The sequence below is a fragment of the Sphingomonas corticis genome, from assembly GCF_012035195.1.
GTDB lineage: Bacteria > Pseudomonadota > Alphaproteobacteria > Sphingomonadales > Sphingomonadaceae > Sphingomonas > Sphingomonas corticis.
In genome coordinates this window covers 105,262-122,772 of record NZ_JAAVJH010000007.1, presented here as the reverse complement: position 1 = coordinate 122,772, position 17,511 = coordinate 105,262, and the positions used below count along the sequence as shown (strand labels likewise).

Here is a 17,511-nt window from a genome sequence, read left to right as displayed (position 1 = left end):
TACGATGATGGCAGCAACGAACAGGTTCGACGCGATCGTCGTCGGCTCCGGCGTCAGCGGCGGCTTCGCGGCGAAGGAGCTGACGGAGAAGGGACTGCGCGTCCTGATGCTCGATCGCGGGCGCATGGTCGAGCATGGCGAAGGCTATCCCTATGACGGGAAGCCCGCGTTCGAGGTTCCCGCGCGCAACGTGATGCCCGAGCCGCTGAAGGAGAGCGACTATTTCATCTCCAAGCACGGCTACGTCGCGCCCAGCAATCAATCCTTCTACAACGACGACCGGCTGAACCCCTACGCCTATGACGAGGGGGAGAAGTTCTACTGGATCCGTCCCGCCACGGTGGGCGGCAAGTCGCTGATCTGGGGGCGCTGGAGCTTTCGCTGGGCGCCTGGCGACTTCGAGGCGAACAAGCGCGAGGGCGTGGATGGCGCGTGGCCGATCGGCTACGACGACGTGGCGCCCTGGTACAGCTACGTCGAAAAGTACATCGGTGTGTCCGGCAGCCGCGAGAACCTGCCCTACCTGCCCGACAGCGAGTTCCAGCCGCCGATCCCGATGAACGCGGCGGAGACGTGGCTGAAGCAGCGGCTGGAGACGCAATTCCCCGGGCGCAAGCTCATCAATACGCGGCTATCCAACCTGACCGAGGACAAGCCCGACCAGAACCGCACCAAGTGCCAGTTCCGCAACCAGTGCAGCAACGGCTGCTCGTTCGGCGCCTATTTCTCGACGCAGGCGGTGACGCTGCCCGCGGCGCGGGCGACGGGCAAGCTGACGCTCGTCTCCGACGCGGTCGTCACCAATCTGGAATACGACCCGCGCGCGAAGAAGGTGACGGGCGTGCGCTACGTCGATGCGAAGACGGGCCAGGCGCAGGTCGTCGCGGCGGACCTTGTCTTCCTCTGCGCGTCGGCGATGGCGTCGGTGCAGATCATGATGAACAGCCGTGCGGCGGGCACCGGCCGCAGCCACTTCGACAACAGCGGCACGCTGGGCCGCTACGTGATGGACCACATCTTCCGCGTCGGCGTGCGCGGCGACATCCCCGGCATGGAGGATCTGATCGAGTACGGGCGGCGGCCGGGCGGCGTGTACGTGCCGCGCTTCCGCAACATCGGCAAGGACGAGGAAGGCGTCGGCTTCCGCCGCGGCTACGGCTACCAGGGCAGCGCGCGGCGCGATCCGGTGAAGCCGGAAGGCTTCGGTGCGTCGATGAAGCACGCCATGCGCCGCTACGGTCCGTGGCAGTTCAGCATGGGCGCGTTCGGCGAGTGCCTGCCGTACAAGGACAATCGCGTCTCGCTGCACGCGAGCAAGGTGGACCGCTTCGGTGTTCCGCTGATGCGCTTCGACGTCACCTTCCGCGAAAACGAGCTGAAGATGATGGCCGACGCGCGCGAGCAGGGCGAGGCGATGCTGCGCCAGGCCGGGCTGACGAACGTCACCGGGTGGGAGGACGAACACGTGCCCGGGGACGCGATCCACGAGATGGGCGGCGCGCGCATGGGCGCCGACCCGCGTGCCTCCGTGCTGAACGGGTGGAGCCAGGCGCACGACGCGGCGAACCTGTACGTCACCGACGGGGCGCAGATGGCATCGGTCGCGTGCGTCAACCCGTCGCTGACGTTCATGGCGCTGACCGCGCGCGCGGCGGATCATGCGGTGAAGCAGTTGCGGCGCGCGTAGGGCGCGCTACGCCGGGCGGCGGGCGAGACCCCGGGGCGGCGCCCCGCCAATGGTGAGCTTTCCTGATCTTGCTTAGACCTTCCAGGTCTTTGCTTGCGACTGATCGTGCTCTATTCGATGCCGCAACGGCCGCATCGCGGTGGGGTGGGCGCAATCGAGCACGGGTGCGGGAACGACGTGGTGCAGGGGGGAAGCGAGCACGCTCCGGCGACGGACGTGAAGGATCTGCTGCGGACGCGCGATTGGGCAGCCACGCCGCTGGGCCCGGTGGCGGACTGGCCGCAGAGCCTGCGCACCGCCGTCGACCTGATGATCGCGTCGGGCTACGCCATGTGCCTCGCCTGGGGACCCGACCGGACCTTCCTCTACAATCAGGCCTATGCCGGGATCCTGGGAAGGCGCCACCCGCGGGTGTTCGGCGCGCCCTTCGTCGACGTGTGGCCCGAGGTCTGGTCGGAGATCGAGCCTTTGGTGGACCGCACCTTCGCGGGCGAGACGTCGACCTTTGACGACATGCCGCTGATGATGACGCGCAACGGCTATCCGGAGGAGACGTGGTGGAGCTTCTCCTACTCGCCGGTGCGTGACGAGACGGGCGCGGTGGCGGGCCTGCTGAACGTGACGCTGGAGACGACGAGCCGCGTGCTGGTGGAGCGCGAGCGCGACGCGGCGACGCGCGACCTGCGAGACAGCGAGGCGAAGTGGCGATCTGTCTTCGAGACGCTGCAGGAGGGCTTCGTCCTGGGGGAACTGGTCCGCGACGAGCACGGCCACGTCGTGGACTGGCGCTACGACGAGGTCAACGACGCGTGGTACGACCTGATGGGCGTGCCCCGCGGGCAGGCCGTGGGACGCACCATCCGTCAGGTCTTCCCCGGCATCGAGGAAGCGTGGGTGCGCGAAATGGCGCAGGTGGTCGAGCGCGATCGCTCGGTCCGTTTTACCCGGCAGCTGGGATCGTCGGGCCGGTGGTACGACGGCGTGACGCAGCGCGCCGGCGGCGACCGCTTCACCGTCATCTTCACCGAAGTGACCGAGCGCGTGCTGCGGGAGCGGCGGCAGGCGGCGCTGATCGACCTGAACGATCGGCTTCACGAGGAGACCACGGTCGCCGCGATCGCGTCCGCAGCCAGCGCGATCCTGGCCGCCGCGCTTCACGCCGACTGCGGCGGCTACGGCGAGGTGGATGCGGTGGCAGGGACCGTGACGATCGCGCAGGAATGGGCCGCTGGGGACGAGGTGTCGCTGGCGGGCACCTGGCCGATCGCCGACTTCGCGACGTCGGTGGAGGAACTGGCGGAGGGGCGCCTTCTCGACCGCGCCGACGCACCGCTGCGCGGGCGCGTCCGCCAGGCGTGCGGCGAGGGCGCCATGGTGCTGGCGCCGATCATCGAGCGTGGTGTGCCGGCAGCGATCCTCTATCTCGGCACGCGCCGGCCGCGTGCGTGGACCCGCGAGGAGCTGCATTTCGTCGGCGAGGTGGCGGACCGGCTGCGCCTCGCCATCGGGCGCACGCGCGCGGAGGAGCAGCAGGAGGTGCTGAACGGCGAACTGGCGCACCGCATCAAGAACACGCTGAGCGTGGTGCAGGCGATCGCGATGCAGACGCTGGCCGGCAAGGCGGACGCGACCAGCGTGGAGGAGTTCGGCAGCCGCCTTAAGGCATTGTCCTCCGCGCACGACGTGCTGCTGACGCGCAGCTGGTCCGCGGCGGGGCTGCGCGAAGTGGCACAGGGCGCGCTGTCGACCGTAGCGGGCAACCGCGTCACGCTGTCCGGACCGGAGCTGATGATCGGCTCCCGCCCGGCGATGTCGCTGTCGCTGCTGCTGCACGAACTGGCGACCAATGCGGTGAAATACGGCGCCCTGCGCGTACCCGAGGGGGAGGTCGAGCTTGCCTGGGCGATCGCGTGCGAGGGTGGGGTGGAGATGCTGACGCTGCGCTGGACCGAGCGGGGCGGGCCGCCGGTGACGCCGCCCACCCGCACCGGGTTCGGATCGCGCATCATCCGCATGGGGCTGACCGGGTCGGGTGGGGTTCAGGTTCGCTATGATACTTCGGGGCTGTCGGTCGAGATGCGCGCGCCGATCGATCAGATCGGTCAGGGCTGAGCGGCCGTGGCAGGGGATACTATGGGCCAGTCGACACCGACCGCGCGCCTGCCGGTGCTCATCATCGAGGACGAGCCGATCCTGCGCCTCGACGCCATCGACATGGTCGAGCGCGCCGGCTTCGAAGCGGTGGAGACGACCAGCGTCGAGGACGCGATCGGCATCCTCGAACGGCGCACCGACATCCGCATCGTCTTCATCGACCTGGACATGCCGCGCGGCGTGCGCGGGATCGAGATCGCCGCCGCGATCCGCAACCGCTGGCCGCCCATCGAGATCGTGCTGACCGCGGCGAGCTTCGCCAAGGCGGACCTGGACCTGCCGGTCCGCGCCGAATTCTATGCCAAGCCGATCCTGCACGCGGAGGTCGTCGCCGCGATGCGACGGATGGCGGCGCACGCCACCGGCTGAGCCGGCACGAAGGGGAATGCCATGCCACGTCCACTCGCCGCGCTGCTGACGGCGCTGGCCGCGCTCGCGCCCGTGCCGGCCCCGGCCGCGATCGACACGCATCGGGTCGCGACCGCGCATTACGGCAACGACGCGCCCTGGTATGAGGCGCGCATCCCCTTCTTCGAGAGCGCCGATCCGGCGATCGACCGCGTCTATTACTATCGCTGGATGATCGTGCGCGCGCACCAGCGCGACCTCGGCGAGCGCGGCTTCATCACCACCGAGTTCCTCGACGACGTGGGCTGGCAGCTGGAACCCTGGGCCAGCCTGAACGACGCCACCGGTTTCCACCTGGGCGAGGCGCGGTGGATGCACGATCGCCGCCCCGCGGACGATTACATCGCCTTCATGTACACCGGCGGCAACGACCGGCACTTCACCGACTATCTCGCCGCCTCGGTCTACGACCGCTACCTCGTCGACGGCGACCGCGCCGCCGCGATCCGCCACCTGCCGGCCATGCGGACGCTCTACACGCAGTGGGACGACCATTTCGACGCGGCGAGGGGGCTCTACTGGGTCGAGCCGCTGCTGGATGCGACCGAATATACGATCAGCTCGATCGACGCGTCGGGCGGGTTGGACGGCTTCACCGGCGGCGACGCGTTTCGCCCCTCGATCAACGCCTATATGGTCGCCAACGCCCGCGCGATCGCACGGCTGAGCCGGCTGGCGGGGGAGGAGCCCGCCATCGCCGCCGATTACGACCGCAGGGCCGCCACGCTGGCCGGGCGGATGGAGGAGGCGCTGTTCATTCCCGCGCTCGGCCATTTCGCGGATCGCCACCGCTCGACCAACGCCCATGTCCGCGCCTTCGCGCCGATCCGCGGGCGCGAGCTGGTCGGCTACCTGCCGTGGACCTTCGACGTCGCGCGCGACGATCCGCAGCTGGCAGCGGCGTGGCGGCACCTGCTGTCCGCCGAGGAGCTGGGCGGCCGGTTCGGGATGCGCACGGTGGAGCCGTCCTACGAACATTACATGCGCCAGTATCGCTACGACGGCGGCGGGCACGACGGAGGGCGGCGCGAGTGCCAATGGAACGGCCCGGTGTGGCCCTACCAGACCACGCAGGTGCTGACCGGCATGGCCAATCTGCTCGACCATTACCGCCACTCGCCGGTGACGCGCGGCGACTATCTGCGCTTGCTGCGCCAATATACGGCACTGCACCAGCAGGGCGGTCGGCTGGATCTAGAAGAGAATTACGAGCCCGACACCGGGCTGCCGATCGTCGGGCTGGCGCGCAGCCACCATTATTTCCACTCCGGCTACGTCGACCTGATCCTGACCGGGCTGGTCGGCATCCGCCCGCGCGCGGACGACGTGCTGGAAGTGAACCCGCTGCTTCCCGCCGCGGGCGAGCCGCAGGCGCTGGCGTGGTTCCGCGTGCAGGACGTGCCCTACCACGGGCATCGCGTGGCGGTGACGTGGGACGCGGACGGATCGCACTACGGCCGGCGTGGTCTGGCGATCGAGGTGGACGGGCGCGAGGTGGCGCGACGGCCGGGGCTGGAACGGATCGTCCTGCCGCTGCGCCGCGCCGCGCTGCCCGCGATCGAGCGGCCGGTCGACCGCGCGGTGCAACTGGTGCGCGGCGCCTTCCCGAAGGGCAGCGCCTCCACCGGCACCGACGCGGAGAAGGTGCACGATGCGATCGACGGGCGGGTATGGTTCATGCCCGAGCTCGGCAACGGCTGGTCCTCCGCTCCCGCCCCGGCGGCACAATGGTATGCGGTCGATTTCGGCAAGCCGGTGTCGCTGTCGCGCGCGGAACTCGCCTTCTTCGCAGACGGCGGTCGGTATGCGGTGCCGCGGGGCTATCGCGTGCAGGCGTGGGTCGACGGCACGTGGCAGGACCTGCGCGCGCGGGCCGACGCGCCGCTGGCCAACGGCATCACCCACGCACGGTGGCCGGCGACGACGACGTCGCGGGTGCGGGTGACGTTCGACCTGGCACCGAACCGCGCGATGCGGCTGGTCGAGCTGAAGCTGTTCTGACCGCTCACGTCACCGCGGAGCGCACGCGGTAGCGCTCGTCCCGCCACGCGCCGGTGGCGAGCACGTCGGCGAGGATCTCGACCGCGCGCCACACGTTCGCGTAGCCGAGGTAGAGCGGCGTGAAGCCGAAGCGAACCGCGTCGGGCGCGCGAAAATCGCCGATCACGCCGCGCGCGATCAGCGCCTGACAGACGGCGTGGGCGTCGCGATGCGCGTAGGACACGTGGCTGCCGCGCGACCCGGCGTCGCGAGGCGACAGCAGGGTCAGCTCGGTATCGAGACCGCGCCGCTCCACCTCGGCGACGAACAGGTCGATCAGCCCGCGCGACTTCGCCGCCACCTGGCGCATCGTCACGCCGTCGAAAGTGGCGATGCCGCGCTCCAGCGCCGCCATGGCCAGGATCGGCGGCGTGCCGCACAGGAAACGTGCCATCCCCTCCGCGGGGGCATAGTCGTCGCGGAAGGCGAAGGGTTCGCCATGCCCCATCCAGCCGCTGAGCGGGGAGCGCAGCTCGCCGTGCAGGCGCCGCGCGACGTGGAGGAAGGCGGGCGCGCCCGGCCCGCCGTTCAGATATTTGTAGCCGCAGCCGACGGCGAGATCGACGTCGCAGCCGGCGAGGTCCAGCTCCACCGCGCCGACGCTGTGGCTGAGATCCCACAGCATCAGCGCGCCGCGGGCATGTGCCGCGGCAGTGATCGCCGCCATGTCGAGCCTGCGCCCCGTCTTGTAGTGGACGTGGGTGAGCATCACGACCGCGGTGTCCGCGTCGATGGCGCTCGCGATGTCGTCGACCGCGGCGGTGCGGACCCGTCGGCCGGGCAGCATCCGCGCGACGCCGTCGGCGACGTAGAGGTCGGTGGGGAAATTGCCCGGCTCCGACAGGATCGTCGTGCGCCCCGGTCTGGCGGCGCAGGCGGCGGCGAGCAGCTTGAACAGGTTCGCCGACGTGCTGTCGGCGACGATCACCTCGTCCTCGCGCGCGCCGACCAGCCGCGCGATGGCGGCGCCCAGCCGGCGCGGCGCGTCGATCCAGCCGTGCGCGTTCCAGCTGGTGATGAGGTCGCGGCCCCATTCCGCCACCACCGTCTCCGCCACGCGCGCGGGCGTCGCCGCGGGCATCGCGCCCAGCGAATTGCCGTCGAGGTAGATCACGCCGTCCGGCAACGCGAAGAGCGCGCGGCGGTCGCGCAGTGGATCGGCCGCGTCCAGCACGCGCGCGTCCTCCAGCGTCATCGCCGTCACAGCGCCACCCGCACGGTCAGCAGCTCGGGAAAGAACACCTGGTCGATCACTTTGGCGAGGTACGGCACGCCCGCCGTTCCACCGGTCCCGCGCTTGAAGCCGATCACGCGCTCCACCGTCTTCAGGTGCCCGAAACGCCACAATTGCACGCGATACTCCAGGTCGACCAGTTTCTCCGCCAGTTCGTAGAGGTCCCAGTATCGCTCGGGCTCGGCGTAGACGGCGCGCCAGCACGCCTCCACCTGCGGCGACGCCTCGTAGCCTTTCGTAAAGTCGCGCTCCAGCCGATCGGCGGGAACGGGCAGGCCCGCGCGCGCCATCGCGCGCAGCGCCTCGTCGTAGAGGCTGGGGCGCGCCAGTTCCTCGCGCAGCGCGGCCTGCACCGCCGGCGCCTCGCCGTGGACGTCCACCATCGCCGGATTCTTGTTCCCCATGATGAACTCGAGCGCGCGATACTGATACGACTGGAAGCCCGAGCTGGTGCCCAGCTTCGCGCGCATCGCGCTATAGTCGGCGGGAGTGATCGTCGCGAGCACTTCCCAGCTCTGGATCAGCTGCGCCTGGATGCGCGCGACACGGGCCATCATCTTGAAGGCCATGTCCATGCGATCCTCCACGATCGCCCCGCGCGCGGCGGCGAGTTCGTGGAGGCACAATTTCATCCACAGCTCGGACGCCTGGTGGATGACGATGAACAGCATCTCGTCGTGCGTATCGGACAGCGGGTGCTGCGCCGACAGGATCGCGTCGAGCGCGAGATAGCTGCCGTAGGTGGGACCGGCCGTGCCGGCGGTAGCGCGCGATTCCATGGCGGCGCTATAGCCGCCATGGAACCACGGACGCGAGCCTCAGCCGATCTGTTCCTTCTGCGCGCCGCTGTCCGGCCGCGCGGGGCCGAGGATGGGTTCCTCGCCCAGCGGCTCGTTGCGGAACACGGTGAACTCGCCCTTGCCATCGACGCTCGGACCCTGCGTCCAGCGCCCCTCCGGATAGCTGCCGTCGAGCGAGGTGACATAGTAATTGTAGTTGTTCTTCTGGTCTTCCTCGGTCTGCGGGAAGGAATTGGGGATCGGCACCTGCGCCTCCTTGCCGCCGAGGTCCTCTATCGCGGCGAGCCATTGGTTCTGGTGCATCGTGTCGCGCGCGATCATGTAGTGGAGCATGTCCTTCATGCCCTTGTCGTGCGCGGCATTGTAGAGCCGCACGGCGAGGACGCGGCCGGTGCTCTCCGCCGCGACGTTGGCGTACATGTCCGCCGCCACGTTCCCGCTGGCGTAGATGTGCGACATGTTGAACGGCACGCCGTCGCTGTCGATCGGCATCGCGGCGAGGCCACTGGACAACAGGTTCTTGTGGATCAGACCCTCAATGGCATGACGCGGCTTCTCGCCGCCCATCACCGCGCCGACGATGCCGTCGGCGGCGCCTTCCTCCTGCAGCGAGGCGGGCGCCTTGTCGAGGTTAAGCGCGACCGCGGTGGCCAGCATCTCGATGTGGCCGATCTCCTCCGTGGCGGTGTTCAGCAGCATGTCGCGATATTTCGGATTGGGTGCGCGATTGCCCCACGCCTGGAAGAAGTACTGCATGCAGACGCGGATCTCGCCCTCCACGCCGCCGATCGCCTGCTGGAGCATGCGAGCGAAGAGCGGGTCGGGCGTCTCCACGCGGACGGGATATTGAAGGCGCTTGTCGTGATAGTACATGGCGGGCCTCACTGCTGATTGCTGCACGCTTTCAACCAGCGAGACCCGCCGAAGTTTACCGATGACGGACAAAAATATCAGCTATCTGAATAACATAGGTAGAAATCAGTGGCTGGCCGTCTCACCCGCGGCGCGGCGCTCCAAGTAGCGGCGGGTAAGGTCCGCGTTGTTCTCGTCCACCCAGGCCGCCATCGCCAGCTCCTCGTTCAGCGACTGCGTGAGCAGCGGCGTGGCACTGCCGAAGCCGCCGACGTCCGCCAGCGTCAGCAGCGACTTGTAGCTGGCCGCCTCGAAATTCTCGAAGGCGTAGTTGGCGAAGCTGTTCTTCAGGATCTCGTCCGGCGCGAAGACGTGCGCGATCGCGGCGAGATTGCCCGACAGCGTCAGCGCGGCGTCCTTCAGCACCGAACGCGTCTCGTTGAAGCCGTCGAGGATTTCCTCCAGCCGCCCGATCTGCTGCTCGGTCTCCCCGCGATGCGCGCGCAGGCGGTCGGCGACGTCGGGATAGTTGGCGAGGTGATCGAGCTGGCGGTCGATCAGCGCCAGCGCCTGGTGCTCAACGCCGTGCGCGTTCTTCAGACCGGTGATGAAGACGGAGGACACGACGTCGTTGGGAAGGGAGGCCATGGATCGTTTCTCCTTGCGTGAGGGGTTCAGAGGAAGGGGGTTCCGCCGGTGACGGGGATGGTGGCGCCCAGGATGTAGCTCGCCTCGTCGCTGGCCAGCAGCACGTAGGCGGGGGCGAGTTCCGCCGGCTGCGCGGCTCGGCCGAGCGGGGTCTGCTTGCCGAAGCTGACTACCTTGTCCTCGGGCATCGTCGAGGGGATCAGCGGCGTCCACACCGGGCCGGGCGCGACCGCGTTCACGCGGATCTTCCGCTCCGCCAGCATCTGCGCCAGCCCGGCAGTGTAATTGTGGATGGCGCCCTTCGTCGTCGCATAGGCGAGGAGCTGCTCGCTCGGCTTGTCGGCGTTGATGGACGTGGTGTTGATGATCGACGAGCCCGCGCGCATGTGCGGCAGCACCGCCTTGGTCAGGTAGAACATCGCGTGGATGTTCACGGCGAAAGTGGTCTGCCATTCTTCGTCGCTGATGTCCTCCGCCGCGGCGAAGGTCGCCTGGTGCGCGGCGTTGTTGACCAGCACGTCGACGCGGCCGAACGCGGCCACCGCCTGCTCGACCAGCTGGCGGCAGTGCGCGGGATCGGCGATGTCGCCGCGGATCAGGAGCGCGCGGCGTCCGGCTTCCTCGATCAGCCGCTGCGTCTCCGCCGCGTCATCGTCCTCGCTGAGGTAGGCGACGCACACGTCCGCGCCCTCGCGCGCATAGGCCAGCGCCACGGCGCGGCCGATGCCGCTGTCCGCGCCGGTGATGATGACCTTTTTGTCCAGCAGGCGGCCGTGGCCGACGTAGCTGTGTTCGCCGTGGTCGGGCCGCGGGTCCATCGCCTCGGTCGTGCCGGGCATGTCCTGTTGCTGGGCGGGCTGCGGCGGCTCGGGATGCTGGGTCATCGCACGTCTCCTCTGCCGCGAAGGAAAGCGTCGCCGGGATCGACGTTCCGCGAAAAGAAGACGTGATTATCGCAGGTTAGGCCGATAGCGGCGGAGCGTTACTCGCGCCCGTCGAAGCGCCGCAGCCATTCGCCCAGGCGACCGCGATGATAGGCCAGCGCCTGGTAGAGGTAGAGGCTGGCGCGTGCCCAGCGGACGTACAATGCGGGCGCACCGAGGCGCTTCGCCGCCCACGCCATGCGGTGGCTCCAGCGCGAGATGCCCGCGCGCATGCGGTAGATCGCGCGGCGGCGCCACGGCAGCCCGGCGGCGCCGGGCGCGACCCGCTTGCGCGGGCGGATGCCACGCTTCGCCCACGTCAAACGATAGGCCAGCCCTTCGCGCCGCTGCCGGAAGCCCGCGGCCTGGGTGTTCGCGATGAAGTCCGAGTCGACGCCCTCCAGCGCCAGCCGTCCCGCGGCCGCCGCGTCCGCCACCATCCCGGCGATCGCCGCCGAGCGGACGACGACCACGTTGGTACCGCGCCCGTCGGAGGAATAGGGCTCCACCCACGCGTCGCCGAAAGAGATGTCGGCGCACTCGCCGACCACGTCGTCGCAGAAGTTGCAGGCGGCGTTCTGAAAGAAGCCCGCACCCCAGTCGCCGTCGGCGAGATGCCACCAGTCCTGCGAGCGCGAGCTGCCGTCGGCCAGGTCGAGGTGCGCAGTGTACCAGTTGGCCGGCCGGCCCGGGTCCTTGCGGCGATATTCCACCGCCCGCACCTCCTCGCGCGGCGCGTCCAGCTGCCAGGCGAAGCTGTCCACGAAGGCGGCGCTCTTCATGTGGCCGCAGAACAGGCCGAGGAGGTGGGTGATCCGCTCCGCCAGCACCGGGTCCTCGGCGCGTTGCAGCGCCACCGCCTTCATGAAGCAGGGAACGCCGACGATCGCGTAGCGGCCGGGCGTCGAGCGGATTGCCGCCAGCACCTCGGCGAGATCGACCGGATAGTAGCGCGAGCGCGCGCCCTCCGCGATCGCGGCCGCGTCGCGGGAGATGCGATAGCGGAACAGGCGGTCGTCCGTCGACGGGACGACGTGCGCAACGCCGTCCACCGCGCCGGTGCGCAGCAGCTCCGCCGCGACCCAGCTGACCATCCCGCCCGAGCTGCCGATCGCGCGGAACTCGCCCTCGGCGACATGGCCGACGTAATTGGCCTCGTACCGGCCGAGCCGCGCGTCGACGTGCGGCGCAGCGGGAAAGCGCGCCGCCGCGATGGCGTCCTCGTCACCCGCCGCGGGCGAGAAGGGGCAGGTGCGCGCGAACGCGGCATCGGCGAGGGTCAGGTCGGCGCCGGTCGGCTTGCGCTGGCCGTAGCGGTCCCATGCCATGCGCCGCGTCGGCCCCGTCGCGCAGCCGCCGCAGCCGATGCACAGGCCGGACGCGACGATGTCCGCGGGCGCCGGCGCGTCAGCCAAGCGCGGCGTCCAGGTAGCGGGTGGAGGCGGCGCGCAGCACGACCAGCCGTTCCGCCACGCCCTCCGGCGCGGCGGACAGGCGCGCCGAGACGGTGGCTTCGTCCGCCTCCTCACCGACGAGGCAGTGCTCGACGGCCAGCTTGCGCGTGAGGTCGCGCAGCTTGTTGCGACGGTAGGGCATGGCGGCGGCGACGAGCGGCTTGCCGAAGCGCAGCGCGAAGACGCAACCGTGGAAGAAATTGGTCGCCACCGCGTGCGCCCCGGCGAACAGCGCCGCGAACTCAGCGGGGTCGGCGTCGATCCGCTGCCGGTCGGCGATGGAATTGCCGTAGCCGACGCTGACGATCGGCAGCCCGGCCTTGTCGGCGTATCGGCGCACCGCAGCGGCGAAACCGGTGGGAAAGCTGTGACCGTAGAGCAGCAGGTAGCGGCCCGGCGCGGTATCCGTGGGGATCACATCGGCGAATTGCAGGCACGGATCGAGCACCAGCGGCGGCACCTCGCCCAGCGCCTCCGACAGCAGGTCACGCGCATTGTCGTCGCGCACCGACAGCGCGGCGAACCGCCGCAGCCGCGCGACGGAGACCTGGTCCAGCCCATCCGCGGCATCGTGATTGCCGAAGCTGGCGGCGTAGGAGACGAGCCGGTCGGCGCGCAACCCCTCGCCGAAGAACAGCGGCTGGCCACCGTACCAGGGATGGCGGAAGTTCCACACCTCGTCGCTGCCGACGACGACGGTGTCGTAGCGCGGCATCACGGCGGGATCGTCGAGCGGGAAGGGGGCGGACAGCGGCAGCGCATCGACCGCCGCCTCCAGCGCGCGCGCCTTGCGGCCGAGCGCGGGATGCTGGTCGCGCGGCGTGCGGATCGGCAGCGCGGGCTGGAACGCGCAGCGCAGCTCGCGCCGCTCCACGGCGACGGAGCGGTGGTCGACCAGTTCCGCATCGCAGCCACGCGCGCGCAGCCCCTCCACCAGGCAGCGCGCCTGCCAGTAGGAGCCGTAGTTGATCGAGCGGTGGAAGGTCAGCACGCCGACCCGGGGATGGGACGCCATCGCGTCAGCGGCCGTAGATCAGGTCGAGCACCTGCGCCGAGCGGACATAATCGTCCGCCGCGGCATCGTAGCGCGGATCGGCGGCAAGGCTCGTCGCCCACTCGGCGGCGGCGCGCGCACCCCATTCGTCGGGACCGTCCGCCAGCACGGTCGTGCCGGTACCGTCGAAGCGGTGCGCGGTGAAATCGTAGAAGCTGCCGCCGACGTTGCGTAGCGCGGCGCCGCCGTTGGTGCCGTAGAACGCCGCCTCGATCACCGCTTCCTGCCCGGCGTGGAGCCGCCACGAACAGGCGAGCCGCACGTCGACGTCGCCCGCGCGGAAGGCGGCGGTGGCGTAATCCTCCACCTGGCCCGGTGCGAGCGGCGCGCCGCCTGCACGCAGCGCGGCGTGCGCCCCGTCCGCCGGCGGGAAGCCGAGCGTCCACAGCGCGAGGTCGACGAGGTGGACGCCCAGGTCGATCACGCACCCGCCACCCGACTGCGCCGCGTCGTAAAACCACGGCTTGTCTGGGCCGTAGGCGTTGTGGAAAGTGAGATCGACCGCGAACACCCGCCCCAGCGCGCCGCCCTGCACCAGCGGCGCGATGGCCGCCATGCCGGCGGTGTGGCGGTAGGACAGGTCGACGCCGAGCCGCCGGTCGCTGCGCCGCGCCGCCGCGATCACCGCCGCCACTTCCGCCGCGGTGCGCCCCACCGGCTTCTGACAGAACACGGCTGCGCCCGCGTCGAGCGCGCGGATCGCCTGTTCGGCGTGGAGCGCGCTGGGCGTCGCGATGACGACACCGTCCAGTTCCAGCGCGAGCATCTCGTCCAGCGAGGAGACGACCGCGGCGTCGGGTGCGAGCGCGCGCGCCTCGGCAATGCCGTCGGGCGAGGGATCGCACACCGCCGCCGCCTCGATCGCACCGGTCGCCAGCATCCCCGCCATGCGGTGCCGCCCGATCCAGCCGGTGCCGAGGAATCCCACACGCGGCTTGGCGGATGCGGGCTTCACGACAGCATCACCAGGGCCTTGACGAAGCCCTGCGGCTTGTCGCGCGTGGCGTTCAGCGCCTCGCCGAGGCGTTCCAGCGGATAAAGGTGCGAGTAGAGCGGCGTGGGGTCGAGCCGCCCGTCGGCGACCCACTCGATCGCCTCGCGCAGGCCGCGCATCTGCACCGCGGGATCGCGCTCGTGCGCGTTGGCGACGTCGATCCCCTTCCAGTTCCACATCTGCATCGACACCTGACGCGGCCCGTCCTGATGGTAGCCGGCGATGACGAGCCGGCCGCCGAACGCCACCAGCTCGCCGGCGAGGTCGAGCGGCCATTGCTTGCCCACCGCCTCGATCACGCGCTCGCACATCGCCTCGCCGGTCAGCGCCTTCACGCGATCGATGATCTCGTAATGATCGTGCATCGCGATCGTCTCCGCCGCGCCGTAGTGGCGCGCGAGGTCGAGCGATTCCCGCCGGCGCGAGATGGCGATCACCCGCGCCCCCGCGGCGGTGCACAGCCGCGTGAGGACCGCACCCAGGAAGCCGATGCCGACGATCGCCACGGTCTGCCCTGGCTGCACGTCGCTGCGGCGGAAGATGTTGAAGGCGCAGCCGAGCGGCTCGCCCGGGAAGGGGTGCCCGTCGAGCGCGGCGGGCAGCTTCGCCACCATGTCGGCGGCGGCCACGTCGTAATCGGCGAGGCTGCGGGTGGACAGCGCCGCCACGCGGTCGCCGGGGGCCAGCCCCTCCACGCCGTCGCCGAGCGCGTCGACCACGCCCCAGCCCTCGTGCCCCAGCCCGCCGGCTTCGCCGGGGTAGGTCATCCATTCCAGTCCCTGCCACGGTTCCAGGTTGGAGGCGCACACGCCGCAGCCCTCCAGCCGCAGCCGCACCTCGCCCGCGGCGGGCTCGGGTAGCGGCGCATCGGCGAGATCGATCTGCCCGGGGGCGGAAAGAATGGCGGCGCGCATCACGGATGCTGCAACTTCGGCGCGCGCCAGCGATTGGCGACGGCATGACGGATCATCAGGCAAGTCCTTCGATCGAAACGGGAATGCAGGAAACCCTGCGGGGCAATATCGAGTCGCTGACGCGGCGCCGGCGCAACGAGGCGGCGCGCGCGCCCTGGTCGCAGCGGATCGCGGACGCCATCACCGGCTTCACCGGATCGATGACCTTCGTCGCGATTCACCTGTCGCTCTACGGCTTGTGGATCCTCGTCAACCTCGGCTGGCTGCCGCTGCTGCCACGCTTCGATCCGACGTTCGTCGTGCTGGCGATGGTGGCGTCGGTGGAGGCGATCTTCCTCTCCACCTTTGTCCTCATCAGTCAGAACCGCGAGTCCGCCGAGGCGCGGCGCCGCGCGGAGCTGGACCTCCACATCAACCTGCTGGCCGAGCACGAGCTGACCAAGGTCGCCGACATGGTGGCGCGGATCGCGCGCCGGCTGGAGATCGACGCCGATGCGCCCGACTATCGCGAGGTCACGCGCGACGTGCAGCCGACGCAGGTGATGGATGCGCTGGACGCGCGCCGCAAGGAATGAGGCGGGCATCACGCGGTGGCGACGAGGGGAAGCGCGGGCGCCGGCGCGTAGCGGTCGATCATCTCAGCACAGAAGTCGGCGAACAGCTGCGGCTCGCGCGCCGGACTGGTGTGGTGCGGCTGGACGCCGAGATGCTCGGGCGTGAAGCAGAAGGTGACGGTGACGTCGAACTCCTCCAGCGCGCCCATCATCCGGTCGAACCAGTCGAGCGCGCCCGGCCGGAGGCGGTCCGCCCAACTGAGGCCCGTGCGCAGCTTGCGCACCCCGAGCCGCCGCATCCACGCGACGGCGTCGTCCAGCCGCGGATCCTCGAAATGGAACCACTGCATCAGCCCCATGTCCGCGGCGTGGCGGGCGTACGCTTCAAGCGACGGCTTGGGCGTGCCGTCGGCGCGGATCAGCCCCATGTAGAAGTGGCGATAGTAGCTCGATCCTTCCGCCTCGCGGTGCCGCGTCGTCGCACCCCATTCGTGCGGCAGGTCGAAGAGGGAATACCAGTAGATGTTGGGTACGCGGCCGACGAGCAGCTCGGCGGTCTTCTCCACGCCGAATACCTGCACCTCCTCCGCACCGAAGCTGCCGACGCCGACCTCGGTCACCCACACCGGCTTGTCGGGAACCACCGCCTCGATCTCCGCGATCTTCGCCGGCCAGTCGTGGATCGACCACAGGTTCCAGTCCAGCGGGAAGCCGTGGACGGCGACCACGTCCACCGCGTTCAGCGCGCCGTGCCCGCGCATCCGGTTCACCCATTGCGGGTCGATCGGCGACATGCCGCCGAGCACGCGGGTGACCGCGGGGTTCATCGCGCGAATGGCGGCGCCGGCGCGGATGACGGTGTCGGCGTAGATCGACCAGTCGGGATCGAGTTCGGGGTCCCAGTGCGACTTGTTGTTCGGCTCGTTCCAGATCATCGCCGCTTCGATCACGCAAGATTCCCTTTCGCAGGATACACCGCGGCCGGCCCGAATTTCGCGAACGGAACCGGCGCGGTGCGGCACAGGTAGACGTCGGCTTCCGCCGTGGGCTCCACGGCGAACCCGGCCGCGCGCAGCATCGCCTGGGTGCAGGCGGCATTGGGCGCCCACCAATTGGTCCAGTCGCCGGCGAAGCGCCGCTCGATGAAGTGCATCTTCGGATAGCCGGGAGCGTCGAAATAGGCCGGGGGCACGAAGGTGCCGGGCGCGTAGAAGGGATGATCCTCCGGCACCGCCTCCACCTCGGTCGATCCCTGCTGCATCGTCTGGAAGAGCATCAGGTCGCCCGCGACGTGCTCGCGGATCAGATCCATCGCCAGCAGCGGGTGGCGCAGGTGATAGAGCACGCCCATGAAGATCACGAGGTCGAACCGCTCGCCCAGCGCGCCCACGTCGTAGACGGAGAGGTTGCGGAACTCGACGCCGTCGAAGCCGAGCGTGTCGATCGCCAGCCGCGCCTGCGCGAGGTAGCGGTCGTCGCTGTCGATGCCGACCACCCGCGCGGCGCCGCGGCGCTTCATCTCCACCGAGTAGAAGCCGGCGTTGCAGCCGATGTCGAGCACGCTCTTGCCCGTCAGGTCGCGCGGGACCGCATCGGCGAAGCGCGCATACTTCTCCGCGGGATAATCGCCCAGAAAATGGTCGGGCGCAGTCTTCACCCCGCCGAGATCGATGTTGTGGAACCACGGGCCGAGTGCGCCCACGCGCTGGCGCAGCGCATGGACCATCGCGTCGTCGTGCGGCGTGGGTTCGGCGGTCACACTCATGTCCCCCGGGTTTCGCCCGATCGGCGATCG

16 protein-coding genes are annotated in these 17,511 nt (G+C 69.9%); 5 read left to right on the top strand and 11 right to left on the bottom strand.

Annotation, left to right across the window (positions count from 1 at the left end):
- The first annotated feature begins 7 nt into the window (after positions 1-7).
- The 4 genes from HBH26_RS13030 (at position 8) to HBH26_RS13015 (ending at position 6,250) form a co-directional block, all read left to right on the top strand.
- Complete coding sequence (locus HBH26_RS13030) at positions 8-1,687, top strand: GMC family oxidoreductase (protein WP_168135088.1); 1,680 nt, start codon at positions 8-10, stop codon at positions 1,685-1,687.
- Positions 1,688-1,831: 144 nt separating this feature from the next.
- The gene (locus HBH26_RS13025; RefSeq protein WP_168135057.1) at positions 1,832-3,799 is read left to right on the top strand and encodes an HWE histidine kinase domain-containing protein; all 1,968 of its coding nucleotides are present in this window, start codon (positions 1,832-1,834) and stop codon (positions 3,797-3,799) included.
- 6 nt (positions 3,800-3,805) lie between these two features.
- Positions 3,806-4,210, top strand: a complete 405-nt coding sequence (locus tag HBH26_RS13020; RefSeq protein WP_338057366.1) for a response regulator — start codon at positions 3,806-3,808, stop codon at positions 4,208-4,210.
- Between the two features lie 21 nt (positions 4,211-4,231).
- Positions 4,232-6,250: an MGH1-like glycoside hydrolase domain-containing protein gene (locus tag HBH26_RS13015; RefSeq protein ID WP_168135056.1), complete on the top strand. Its 2,019-nt coding sequence runs from the start codon at positions 4,232-4,234 to the stop codon at positions 6,248-6,250.
- A 4-nt stretch (positions 6,251-6,254) separates the two neighbouring features.
- Here the strand turns inward: HBH26_RS13015 and kynU are convergent, their stop codons facing one another.
- The 9 genes from kynU to HBH26_RS12970 all read right to left on the bottom strand — a co-directional run bounded on the left by kynU (position 6,255) and on the right by HBH26_RS12970 (position 15,162).
- Positions 6,255-7,484 (bottom strand): kynureninase, encoded by a 1,230-nt coding sequence (gene kynU / locus HBH26_RS13010; protein ID WP_168135086.1) that lies wholly within the window; start codon positions 7,482-7,484, stop codon positions 6,255-6,257.
- A gap of 5 nt (positions 7,485-7,489) precedes the next feature.
- The gene (locus tag HBH26_RS13005; RefSeq protein ID WP_168135055.1) at positions 7,490-8,302 is read right to left on the bottom strand and encodes a tryptophan 2,3-dioxygenase; all 813 of its coding nucleotides are present in this window, start codon (positions 8,300-8,302) and stop codon (positions 7,490-7,492) included.
- 39 nt (positions 8,303-8,341) lie between these two features.
- Entirely contained in the window at positions 8,342-9,196 is an 855-nt protein-coding gene (locus HBH26_RS13000) for a manganese catalase family protein (RefSeq protein WP_168135054.1), read from the bottom strand.
- Positions 9,197-9,301: 105 nt separating this feature from the next.
- The gene (locus tag HBH26_RS12995; RefSeq protein WP_168135053.1) at positions 9,302-9,823 is read right to left on the bottom strand and encodes a ferritin-like domain-containing protein; all 522 of its coding nucleotides are present in this window, start codon (positions 9,821-9,823) and stop codon (positions 9,302-9,304) included.
- A 26-nt stretch (positions 9,824-9,849) separates the two neighbouring features.
- Complete coding sequence (locus HBH26_RS12990) at positions 9,850-10,707, bottom strand: glucose 1-dehydrogenase (protein ID WP_168135052.1); 858 nt, start codon at positions 10,705-10,707, stop codon at positions 9,850-9,852.
- Between the two features lie 98 nt (positions 10,708-10,805).
- Complete coding sequence (locus HBH26_RS12985; RefSeq protein ID WP_239024775.1) at positions 10,806-12,161, bottom strand: Coenzyme F420 hydrogenase/dehydrogenase, beta subunit C-terminal domain; 1,356 nt, start codon at positions 12,159-12,161, stop codon at positions 10,806-10,808.
- Positions 12,154-13,215 (bottom strand): polysaccharide pyruvyl transferase family protein, encoded by a 1,062-nt coding sequence (locus HBH26_RS12980; protein WP_168135051.1) that lies wholly within the window; start codon positions 13,213-13,215, stop codon positions 12,154-12,156. Before HBH26_RS12980 ends, HBH26_RS12985 begins: the two co-directional genes overlap by 8 nt.
- A gap of 4 nt (positions 13,216-13,219) precedes the next feature.
- Positions 13,220-14,209, bottom strand: coding sequence for a Gfo/Idh/MocA family protein (locus HBH26_RS21200; protein ID WP_338057364.1), 990 nt, complete (start codon positions 14,207-14,209; stop codon positions 13,220-13,222).
- Positions 14,206-15,162: an MDR/zinc-dependent alcohol dehydrogenase-like family protein gene (locus HBH26_RS12970; protein ID WP_168135050.1), complete on the bottom strand. Its 957-nt coding sequence runs from the start codon at positions 15,160-15,162 to the stop codon at positions 14,206-14,208. The genes HBH26_RS21200 and HBH26_RS12970 overlap by 4 nt, the downstream gene beginning before the upstream one ends.
- 83 nt (positions 15,163-15,245) lie before the next feature.
- On the opposite strand from HBH26_RS12970, the gene HBH26_RS12965 reads away from it, so the two are divergent.
- Positions 15,246-15,737: a DUF1003 domain-containing protein gene (locus HBH26_RS12965; protein WP_239024774.1), complete on the top strand. Its 492-nt coding sequence runs from the start codon at positions 15,246-15,248 to the stop codon at positions 15,735-15,737.
- Between the two features lie 8 nt (positions 15,738-15,745).
- On the opposite strand, the gene HBH26_RS12960 is transcribed toward HBH26_RS12965, so the two are convergent.
- Both HBH26_RS12960 and HBH26_RS12955 read right to left on the bottom strand, forming a co-directional pair.
- Entirely contained in the window at positions 15,746-16,666 is a 921-nt protein-coding gene (locus tag HBH26_RS12960; protein WP_168135048.1) for a glycosyl hydrolase, read from the bottom strand.
- Positions 16,663-17,475, bottom strand: coding sequence for a TIGR04290 family methyltransferase (locus HBH26_RS12955; protein ID WP_338057363.1), 813 nt, complete (start codon positions 17,473-17,475; stop codon positions 16,663-16,665). Before HBH26_RS12955 ends, HBH26_RS12960 begins: the two co-directional genes overlap by 4 nt.
- Positions 17,476-17,511 lie beyond the last annotated feature (36 nt).